Source organism: Elusimicrobiota bacterium (assembly GCA_016788905.1).
In the GTDB taxonomy this organism is placed as follows: domain Bacteria; phylum Elusimicrobiota; class Elusimicrobia; order FEN-1173; family FEN-1173; genus JADKHR01.
This window is the reverse complement of sequence record JAEURZ010000026.1, coordinates 18,051-28,457: the sequence shown is the minus strand read 5'-3', so window position 1 is coordinate 28,457 and position 10,407 is coordinate 18,051. Positions and strand designations below refer to the sequence as shown.

Annotated in this window: 8 protein-coding genes and 1 pseudogene; 3 read left to right on the top strand and 6 right to left on the bottom strand. The window is 55.6% G+C overall.

The window, feature by feature from the left end; genetic code table 11:
• On the top strand, window positions 1–256 hold a 256-nt coding region (locus JNK54_10045), incomplete at its 5' end, for a gliding motility-associated C-terminal domain-containing protein (protein ID MBL8024601.1).
• A 256-nt stretch (window positions 257–512) separates the two neighbouring features.
• Window positions 513–1,703 carry an AAA family ATPase gene (locus JNK54_10040; GenBank protein MBL8024600.1) on the top strand — a complete coding sequence of 397 codons (1,191 nt, stop codon included), beginning with the start codon at window positions 513–515 and terminating at the stop codon, window positions 1,701–1,703.
• A 54-nt stretch (window positions 1,704–1,757) separates the two neighbouring features.
• Here JNK54_10040 and JNK54_10035 read toward each other — a convergent pair.
• Window positions 1,758–1,886, bottom strand: a pseudogene (locus JNK54_10035) (type II toxin-antitoxin system PemK/MazF family toxin).
• Window positions 1,887–2,056: 170 nt separating this feature from the next.
• Here JNK54_10035 and JNK54_10030 point away from each other — a divergent pair.
• Complete coding sequence (locus tag JNK54_10030; GenBank protein ID MBL8024599.1) at window positions 2,057–4,768, top strand: pyruvate, phosphate dikinase; 2,712 nt, start codon at window positions 2,057–2,059, stop codon at window positions 4,766–4,768.
• A 320-nt stretch (window positions 4,769–5,088) separates the two neighbouring features.
• On the opposite strand, the gene JNK54_10025 is transcribed toward JNK54_10030, so the two are convergent.
• From JNK54_10025 to JNK54_10005, 5 genes are read right to left on the bottom strand one after another with little or no spacing between them, the layout of a single operon-like run.
• A complete protein-coding gene (locus tag JNK54_10025) occupies window positions 5,089–5,394 on the bottom strand; it encodes a nucleotidyltransferase domain-containing protein (GenBank protein ID MBL8024598.1) in 306 nt (101 codons plus the stop codon).
• Window positions 5,391–5,852, bottom strand: a complete 462-nt coding sequence (locus JNK54_10020; GenBank protein ID MBL8024597.1) for a nucleotidyltransferase substrate binding protein — start codon at window positions 5,850–5,852, stop codon at window positions 5,391–5,393. Before JNK54_10020 ends, JNK54_10025 begins: the two co-directional genes overlap by 4 nt.
• 59 nt (window positions 5,853–5,911) lie before the next feature.
• The gene (locus JNK54_10015) at window positions 5,912–6,946 is read right to left on the bottom strand and encodes a class II aldolase/adducin family protein (GenBank protein ID MBL8024596.1); all 1,035 of its coding nucleotides are present in this window, start codon (window positions 6,944–6,946) and stop codon (window positions 5,912–5,914) included.
• Window positions 6,939–7,889 carry a DUF1722 domain-containing protein gene (locus JNK54_10010; protein MBL8024595.1) on the bottom strand — a complete coding sequence of 317 codons (951 nt, stop codon included), beginning with the start codon at window positions 7,887–7,889 and terminating at the stop codon, window positions 6,939–6,941. The genes JNK54_10015 and JNK54_10010 overlap by 8 nt, the downstream gene beginning before the upstream one ends.
• Window positions 7,890–7,891: 2 nt before the next feature.
• The gene (locus JNK54_10005) at window positions 7,892–10,390 is read right to left on the bottom strand and encodes a cation-translocating P-type ATPase (protein MBL8024594.1); all 2,499 of its coding nucleotides are present in this window, start codon (window positions 10,388–10,390) and stop codon (window positions 7,892–7,894) included.
• Window positions 10,391–10,407 lie beyond the last annotated feature (17 nt).

Below are 10,407 nucleotides of genomic sequence, written 5' to 3'. Positions count from 1 at the left end.
CACCCCCAACGGCGACGGCCGTAACGACGTCACCGTCATACGGCTCAACAACCCCAACGGCGACCCCACCCACGGCACCATCTACGATACCGATGGCGCCCGTGTGGCCGACATGGCCACCGGTCCCGCACCGGGTTTAAGTTTGGCCTGGGACGGCCGTGACGCCAACGGCGCCTCGGTCCCCGGCGGCGTCTACATCTACCAAATCACCGTGGGCGGCCGCCGCGCCACAGGCACTGTGGTGGTCTCGAAATGAAATGCGGCTTCAATCGGACGGCATTGGGGTTAGTTGAAATTTAAACCAAGGTTTCACCTTTGTTTTGATGAAGTTGTCGAAATATAACAAAGCGAAACGGAGGAAGCGTTCCCTGCGGAAAAAATGTCCGGGTATTCACAGCCCCATTGGAAGCACTTCTTTTGACGATCTCGAGAATGATTTATATTGCAAATTGAGTGAAGTTAGCTAAATTATGCCTATTACATAATATGGCTAATATTTGTATATATTAGACATGGATCCCATAAACAACCCGTTTGCACCGGGGGCGGGGACGCCCCCCCCGCAACTTGCAGGGAGAGATGAATTACGAGAATCAGTTCGTGTTGCCATAGAGCGTGTCCGCAGGGGGTTCCCAACAAAAAGTGTTTTGATGGTGGGCCTCCGTGGAGTCGGCAAGACCGTTTTACTTGACCAGATGAGGTCCGATGCGGAAAATGTAGGGATTCAAACGATCCGGATCGAAGCACCAGAAAACCGATCCCTTCCCGCCATTATTGCACCCGAACTACGTCTATCTCTCTTGAAACTCTCCAGAAATGAGAAAGTAAAGTTACTTGCTCAACGGGGCCTCAAAGCCCTGGCTGGTTTTGCCAAATCCCTCAAGTTGAAATACAACGATATCGAGGTCGGGATTGATCTGGACCCCGAACCGGGTCTGGCTGACAATGGCGATCTTGAACATGATTTGCAAGCTCTGTTGGAAACGGCCGGAATCGCAGTCCAAAAGGCAGGCACAGCTTTAGTCATTTTCTTAGATGAGTTGCAGTACGTAAAGGAGGACGAGCTTGCCGCGCTTATCACAGCACTTCATCGAGCGGCCCAACGACGATTACCTGTTGTCCTCGTTGGAGCTGGACTCCCCCAATTAAGAGGATTAATGGGTCGAGCAAAATCGTATGCAGAAAGGATGTTTGATTTTCCCGAGCTTGGCCATCTCCCACTCGATGCGGCAAGGATTGCCATCGCAAAACCCGCTCAGGATCAAGGGGTCGAAGTGACTCCCGAAGCATTGGACTTGATTTTTGAAGAGCCCCACGGATACCCCTATTTTTTACAGGAGTGGGGCAAACACTCCTGGGAAGTTGCTCAAAGAAGTCCCATCACGATAAACGATGTCAAAAACGCTTCAGTGTCGGCCATCGCTGCACTTGATGAAAGTTTCTTTCGTGTTCGTTTTGATCGATTAACGCCGACTGAGAAACGATATCTTCGTGCCATGGCACAATTAGGGCCAGGCCCTCATCGTTCAGGAAATATTGCTGAAGAGCTGAAGCGTGAGGTCAGCTCACTTGGACCAACACGAAACCAGCTCATTTCCAAAGGAATGATCTGGAGTCCGAACCATGGAGACACCGCTTTCACTGTTCCGCTTTTTGATGCTTTCATGCACAGGATTATGCCGGGGGAAGATTGGAAAAGTTAAAAAGCTAAACTTTGGCAGGGCGTCGCCTTTTCTCTGGGGGCGTGGGGGTCCTTTGGCGGAACTGGAAATAGGAACGCCAACGACGGTGCGCCGTGTTGTGTTGATGGGGTCGACGCCCAAAACGATACACGGAAGCCTTTTGATTATTTCCGTATTTTTGGAATATTGGCAAGGGGCACGGATGGCAACTCTCCACGTTGACCCCCCCGCCCGGAATTTTGTAAGGTAGGTCCCACGCACGGGGCCTCCACTGGGGGCCGCCGGGGTTGATCGTTTTCACCCTCTTGTTTTTATCCGTGCCCAATCCCGAGTTCATTTGGAAAAGAACCGGTCAATTAAGGAGCCCCACTCGTATGGCAAAGAAATACGTCTATTTTTTTGGTAATGGCAAAGCGGAAGGCAACGGCAACCAGAAGGATCTTTTAGGTGGAAAAGGCGCGGGGTTAGCGGGCATGTCCAGCGCGGGGGTTCCTGTTCCTCCGGGCTACACCATCACCACCGATACCTGCCGTTACTATTACGCCAACGGCAAAAAGCTTCCGACCGAGCTGGCCGGCCAATCCAAAGAAGCCATGGCGAAATTGGAGAAAGCTTTAGGAAAAAAGTTCGGTTCCTCATCTGATCCTCTGTTGGTCTCGGTTCGATCTGGCGCTAAGTTCTCCATGCCCGGCATGATGGACACGATTTTGAACCTGGGGTTGAACGATGAGGCGGTCCTCGGTTTGGCCGAGAAGACCGGCAACGATCGCTTCGCTTGGGACGCCTACCGTCGATTCATTTCCATGTTCGGGAACGTCGTTTTGGAAATCGAAAAGAGTGCCTTTGAAAAAGTTCTTGAATCCGTTAAGCACAAAAAAGGGGTTCAACTGGACACCGAGCTGAATGTGGGGGACTTGAAAGATGTGGTGGCCCTTTTGAAAAAATTGGTGAAAGAAGAAACGGGAAAAGATTTCCCCCAAGACCCGCTTAAACAATTGGAAGACGCGCGGAACGCCGTTTTCCGCAGTTGGAACAACCCCCGAGCCATCACCTACCGTCGTCTGAACAAAATTTCCGACGAAATAGGTACGGCGGTGAACGTCCAGGCCATGGTGTTCGGCAACATGGGCAACGACTCCGGAACAGGGGTGGGGTTCACACGGAATCCCAGCAACGGCGCCAAGGAGTTCTTCGGTGAATATCTGACCAACGCTCAGGGAGAAGATGTGGTCGCTGGTGTTCGGACCCCGAAGCCGATTAAAGAACTGGAACGGGACATGCCCACGGTGTATAAACAACTTCGGGAAATCACCACGAAGTTGGAAAAGCACTACCGGGACATGCAGGATTTTGAATTCACCATCGAGCGGGGGAAGCTGTTCATGCTTCAAACCCGAAATGGGAAGCGGACCGGGATTGCCGCGGTTCAAGTGGCGGTCCACATGGTCAACGAAAAATTGATCTCCAAAGAAGAGGCTCTGCTCCGGATCGAACCGGACCAAATCGCCCAGCTTCTGGCCCCTGTGTTTGACGGTAAAGAGAAGATTCTGGCGGTCAAAGAAGGGCGTCTTTTGGCGAAGGGAATCGACGCCGGGCCCGGCGCCGCGACCGGTCGAGCCGCGTTCACCGCGGACCGCGCGGTGGAGATGGCCAAAAAGGGGCCGGTGGTTCTCGTTCGCCCGGAAACCAATCCCGACGATATCGAAGGGATGGTGGTGGCGGAAGGTATTTTGACGGCCATCGGAGGCCGAACGTCCCACGCCGCTGTGGTGGCCCGCGGCATGGGCAAACCGTGCGTGGTGGGATGTGGCGTTTTGAAAATCGATGACGAAGCCGGTGTTTTGACGGTGGACGGGAACACGGTGAAAGAAGGGGATTACCTTTCCATCGACGGATTTACCGGTGAAGTGCTTATGGGGCAGGTCCCCACCTTGCCGTCAGAAGTGGTGCGGGTTCTTCGGGGCGAATTGACCCCGAAAGAATCGACCCTCTTCGCTTCGTTTAAAACCGTCATGGCGTGGGCCGACAGTTACCGAAAAATCAAAGTGAGAGCGAACGCGGACATCCCGCGGGACGCCATCATGGCTCGCGCGCTGGGCGCGGAAGGCATCGGCCTCTGTCGCACGGAACACATGTTCTTCGCTCCCGATCGTCTGCCGTTCATGCAGGAGATGATTTTGTCGGACACGGAGGAACAACGGCGGAAAGCCCTTGATAAGTTGTTGCCCTTCCAAAAGGAAGACTTCAAGGGTCTCTTGAAAGAGATGAAAGGGTTTGGTGTCACGATTCGGACCCTGGATCCCCCCTTGCACGAATTCCTTCCGAAAACGAAAGAAGACGCCGCTGTCCTCTCTCAAAAGATCGGAATTCCAACGGAGAAAATCCTTCAAAAGACCCAATCGCTCCATGAATTCAATCCCATGTTGGGGCACCGGGGATGCCGGTTGGGCATTACCTACCCGGAGATCACGGAGATGCAGGTTCGGGCGATCCTGTCCGCGGCGTGCGAGCTGAAGAAAGAGAAAGTCAGCGTGCTCCCCGAGATCATGATTCCGCTGGTGGGGAACATCAAAGAATTGAAAGACCAAACCGCCATCGTTCGTCGTGTGGCGGCGGAAGTCCAGAAAGAATACGGGGTTAAAGTGAATTACCTGTTGGGCACCATGATTGAAGTTCCGCGTGCCGCTCTGACGTCGGGCGAAATTGCCCAGGAAGCGGAATTCTTCTCCTTCGGAACCAACGATCTGACCCAGATGACGCTCGGTTTCTCTCGAGACGATGCGGGGGGATTCACGAAAGTCTATCTGGACAAAAAAATATTTGCCGACGATCCGTTTGCCACGCTGGACCAAGTCGGTGTGGGACGTTTGATGGAACTGTCGGTTCGTGAAGGCCGGAAGTCCCGGAAGGATCTGAAATGCGGTATTTGCGGAGAACACGGGGGCGACGCGCCTTCTGTGAAGTTCTGCTACCGCGCGGGTTTGGACTACGTGTCCGCCAGTCCCTTCCGTATCCCTGTGGCTCGCCTTGCGGCGGCTCAGGCGGTCATTGAGGATAAAACGGGAAAATCCTATTCCTCAAAATAATTGATAACACGTTTCAAATCAAACGGGGCGGTCTCTTCTGGAGACCGCCCCGTTTGGCCTCACACGCTAAAAAACCAAGAATCCATAGTTGAATTACGGGATTCAACCAACCCAAAATCTCCAGTCGCATTGTCGGTTTCGACAAAAGGGGTCTTTTTCCTTCACAGAAAAGGTTGTCCGTAGTCCCTGCGACCGCGCTAGTGGAAGTGCCGCGTGGGAGCGGCCGACCGCGCTAGTGGAAGTGCCGCGTGGGAGCGGCCGACCGCGCCAGCGGAAGTGCCACGCTCGCGCGCTTAACGGGGGATTCTGGGTTCGATTTTCTAGGCCGCCCAGGAAAGTTTGTTGGAGCCGACGACAGCCAGAAAGGATTTTTCGGCTGGGGTGAGGCGGGTGATATCAAAAACGGCGACATCGATTTTTTCATCACAGAGGGATTGGAAGCGTGCGATAATTTTGAGTTCCATGTCCAATCTCTGGGCGTCGGTTAAATCTTTTCCCAACACCAACACGTCCACATCGCCCCCGCGACGGGTGTCGTCGCATCGGGACCCAAAAAGAAATGCGTCGAAGGGAATATTTTCAAGGGCGTAGTTGAGCGCCCGGCGTTCCGGGGGGGAAATCCTCATGGGAGAACGCCTCGCTTGATAAGGTAGGCCTCAAGACGAGGAAGAAACTTTTCAATTTCTTCACGATACCGTGTCCGGATAAGGTCTTGGACCAATTTAATACGTTCTGGCACATAGTCGTGAGCGATACGGTTACGTGCGGCCCGCATTTCCAACCACAACTCAACGTCGTCAATCAGGTGGAGTTTGGCCGCAAGGTTGAGCTTGTCCCTCAGGGTTTCGGAAGAGACCCCGGTCTCCACCAACTCGATCGATTTGAGGAGGGGGTTCAGGGTTAACTCTATGGCGCGCTCGAATCTCCCCGCTAAGGCATCGTAAGGCTCGAGATCCTCAGGAGTCTTCAAAGCCATCAAATCAAAAGGGGCCACTTTGCGCGCGGAGTAAAGGAATAAGCCCAAGGCTTTCTTTGCTTTGTCTCGATATTGGTGAAGAAGGTCTTCTAAAGGGGGCCTGTCCATGTTCAAATCTTAACCCATTTCTCTCTGAGCAACAAGGAGACTCAACTGAAAATCTCGGGTTAAGGGTGGGAGCGTTCAAGTTCTAAACGTTTAATGGCTTGGACCACATGGGGGGGGAGGGGACGAAACCATCCCTCTTGACGGGCGAGGGTGGAGACCAGGGCGTGGGCGTAGAAGACTTGGGCGTGGCCTTCCATTTCGCGGGGGGATTGGGCGAGGATGTTCGCGGTGTGGTCATCGGTCTGAATAAAATCGGGCGGGGCGTCGGACCAGAGATCGAAATGTCCGACAAAATCGGTTAAGACCGGGGTGGTGTCGAAGTGACAGATGGGCCATTCGGAAAGATGGGCGCGGTACCAGATTTTTCCTTCCGGTCCGGGATGGCGGTTGGGGTCGAGCGGTTCAATCCGGGGTGGGGAAAAACGGTGGAAACCGAACCGTTCCCGGAGGGGGCCCTCGAATTTTTCTGAAGCCGCTAAGATGTTTTTATCTGTGGTCGCGCCCCAAGCCACCCCATGGTTTTGAAGAATCCAGAGAGGGATACCGTTTCCTTGGGTGGGAGGAGGATCGTTGGCGATCCCTTCGGCCACCTTTACACATAGATCGTGGCCCGGAACGGCGGGGGCAACATGGTGCAGAGAAACGGTGCCCCCTGAATTTTCCGCGACCCATTTCCGCGCCTCTTCCACCGGCATCAGGCCCAGCAGTTGGCCGGCCACGCTATGGACATGGGCCACCCAGCGATCAGGCATGAGCGCGTGAAGTCCTGCCTCCAGCGATATCGGAAGACCGGATGTGTCTGTTGAGGAAGCCAGGAGCCTTTGGTAGGCCTTGGACTGGGCTTCTGTTCCGATTTCGTTGCGGAGTTCCGGAACCCCCTGCCGAATTCTTTTGAAATCGGCGCCGACCCAGCCTTTTTCTTGAGTCACTTCCCCCAGCCGTAACCCCGACGCCTTCACCAACATTTTTTGATCGTCAAGTTTAACGGACGTGTTCCCGCCACTCGCTTGCGTCAAGAGAATGTCCTTGCCCAGGGTCTGGCTTAAAGCGGCCCAGGCTTTCGCTTCGGGGTGCTGGTGGGAAGAATTAAACATGGTTGCGGAGCATCATTTCTTTGGGGTGGGGATAAAGATAGGTTTGCCCCTCTAAGTAGGAAATGCCCTTGGTGCGCACGAAGCTTCGGAGCAGCACCAGGGGGGCGACCAGGGGCACAAGTTCCCGTTGATAATCCCCAATGACTGACTGGAGTTCCCGTCGTTCTTCCGGGCTGGCGTGGCCCCGGAAATATCCCGCGGCGTGGTTGAGGACGTTCACGTGACGGCGCGTGGTGGCGAGATGTCCCAGGGCCGCCATAAACCGTGAGCCATAGTCTTGGAAAAAGCGGGTGGGGGAAACCCCTTTCGCTTGCGCCACCCACCGGCCCAACTCTTGGTATCCCGCGGGTTCGTGGGCCATCAGGAGAAGTTTTTCGGCCGTATGAAACCGAACGAGATCTCCCGTCGTCCAGGGTTTCCCAAAGAAATGGACCATCCGGTGATAGGCGAACACGCGTTCGATGAAATTCTCCCTCAACCGAGCATCGTTCAGGCGACCTTCTTCTTCCACGGGCAGGAGCGGCCATCGTTCCAGAAGACGTTGAGCGAAAAGACCAACACCGTCTTTGGTGGGAGGTTTCCCTTCCTGGTGGACGCGAACCCGTTGCATCCCACAACTGGGGGAATCCTTTTTTAAGATAAAGCCAGACAAAGATTGCTTTTCCAATTGGGAGAGTCGATCGGCGGACCACCGGGACATGGTGTCCGTCAGATCTTGATGGGTTTTCGGATTGACCAACCGAATCTTCCCTTGGGTTTGGGTCAAATGGATGGAATCCCGGGGGGACCCTAAGCCGATTTCCAGTTCCGGACAAACGGGAACAAACTCCACAAACCGGGCCAACTGATCCGCGATAAAACTGTCTCTCTTGTGGCCCCCATCGTAACGAACTTTTTGCCCCAGGAGACAGGACGAAACGCCAACGCGCAGGGAATCGGTCATTTTCATAAATGCCCCTTTTTCTTTTTAAATATCTCTGGCCAGGCCACGCTGGCGGTCCCCGCCAGCACGCACACGAAGAGGTCGCGGGAGTTGAGTTTTGAAAAATGGAACAGGGTCCTTAAAGCAGGGATCGCTAACACCAGAGCCAAAAAGAGTGCCGCCCCGAGGGTCACCCACCACAGGGACGCGTTGCGAAACAACCCTTTTCCCCAACCGGCCCGTGTCCACGATCGGTTGGCGAAAATCAGCCCGAGGTTTGCCACGATGAGGGCGGTGAAGGTGATGGCCCGGGCCTCGTCAACGGGTCGGCCCCGATAGAGTGCCACGGCGTAAAGCGTCATGACAACGACCAAAACAATACCCCCTTGAAGAAGACAGGTGATCCAGAGCGAGCGGGAAAAAAGAGGTTCGGTGGATTTTCGAGGAGGTCGGGACATGATGGCGTTCTCTTCCCTTTCGGATTCGAACACGACGGAACCGGCGGGGTCAATGATGAGGTGAAGAAAAGCGATATGGACCGGGAGCAGAATAAGGGGCCATTTTAACGCCACGGGGATCAGGGTCATCCCCGCGATGGGAATGTGCACGGCGAGGATGTAGGCCAACCCTTTCTTTAAGTTATCGAAAACGCGCCGGCCCAGGCGGACCCCGGCGACCAGGGACGCAAAGTTGTCGTCCAACAGAACGAGGTCGGCGGCTTCCCGTGCCACGTCCGTGCCACGTTCGCCCATGGCAATCCCAATGTGGGCCGCTTTAAGCGCGGGGGCATCGTTCACCCCATCGCCGGTCATAACCACGATCTCTCCGTTGGCTTTTAACGCTTGAACGAGGCGAAGTTTTTGTTCCGGCACCACCCGGGCAAACACGGAAACGGTTCGGACAAGGGACCGCAGATCTTTTTCCGATAAAGGGGCTAATTCAGAACCCGTGACAACCGCCCCCGCATCGGCCAAGCCAATTTCCCGAGCGACTTGAAGGGCTGTGCCCGGATGGTCCCCCGTGATCATCACCACACGGAGACCCGCTTTTTGTGCGTCAGCGACCGCCTGGGGAACACCCGGACGCACCGGGTCGGAAAAGCCAAGCAAGCCCATAAATTGGAAATCGAAATCGTGTTGGTTCGTGGGGCGGGATTCCGCCGGCGGTTCCGCTTGGGCGACGCCCAGAACACGCAACCCTTCCCCGGTGAGAGATTTGAGAACCTTGAGCAAGGGATGACGTTCGTCTTCCGTTAAATGGCACAGGTCAAAGATCGCTTCCGGAGCTCCCTTGGCAGCGGCGAAGGCGAGGGGGGATCCCGATTGGGTCCAAAGGTTTGACATGGCCTGGAGACCGCGGGAGAGGGGATACTCGTGGACCCGGACCCAATCGGGGCGCCCGTGGGGGGAATCGTTTGTTCGCGGCGGGGCCAGGAGAAAAAGGGCTTTTTCCATGGGGTCCACCGGGTTGGGTTGGCTCGCCCTCAGGCTCGTCTCGATGAGCGCGTGAAGGTGAGGGGGAATCGTTCCCTGATCCATTCGATGGGTTTCTCCCGCCGAGTGGAGGGTGTGAAGGCTCATGCGGTTCTGGGTCAGCGTTCCGGTTTTGTCCACGCACAGAACGGTGGCCGCCCCGAGGGTTTCCACCGCACCCATGCGACGCGTGAGCACGTTTTTTCTCGAAAGTCGCCACGCTCCAAGGGAGAGGAAGAGAATCAAGACCAGCGGGAACTCGTTGGGCAGGATCGCCATCGCGAGGGTCAACCCGGCGAGAAGACCGTTCAGCCAATCCCCCCGGGTGATTCCATAAACCACCACCACCGCGGCCGACAGGATGAGGGCACCTACGGCCAGCCGCGCCACAAGGGCATGGGTTTCTTTTTGAAGAGGGGTGGGTTCCGCGGGAAGCGATTGAAGCGCCACACCGATTTTCCCCACTTCCGTGCTGGACCCGGTGGCGGACACGTGCGCCATGCCCTGCCCTTGCACAATGAGCGTGCTGGCGTACACGAAAGAAACGCTTTCGTCATCGGGCCGTTTGGACACGGGGACCGATTCTCCGGTTAAAAGGGACTCGTCCACCGCGAGATGGCTGGCGCTCACCACGCGGGCGTCCGCCGCCACGCGGTCTCCTTCCGAGAGGATCAAGAGGTCCCCCACCACGACTTCGCGGCCCGGAATGCGGTGTTGGATCCCGTCCCGAACCACCACGGCCCGGGGACTGGATAAATCCCGAAGGGCCGTCAGGGCCCTTTCCGTTTTCCAATCTTGGGTGATCGTGATCGTCATGATAAAAAAGACGAAGCCCAGAAGAATCAGGGCTTCTTGTTGGTCCCCCAGGACCCAATAGAGAACGCCACAGGCGAAAAGGAGGAGGAACATGGGTTCCCGCAAAACCTCTAAGGCCAAGCGCCAAAAGGTTCGGCCCGTGGTGTCATGGGTTTCGTTCGGCCCGTTTCGTAAAAAACGCTGGGCCGCTTCAGCGGAGGAAAGCCCGTTCGATGGAAACAGTGTTTTTGTCATGGGGATGGGAAAAGGAA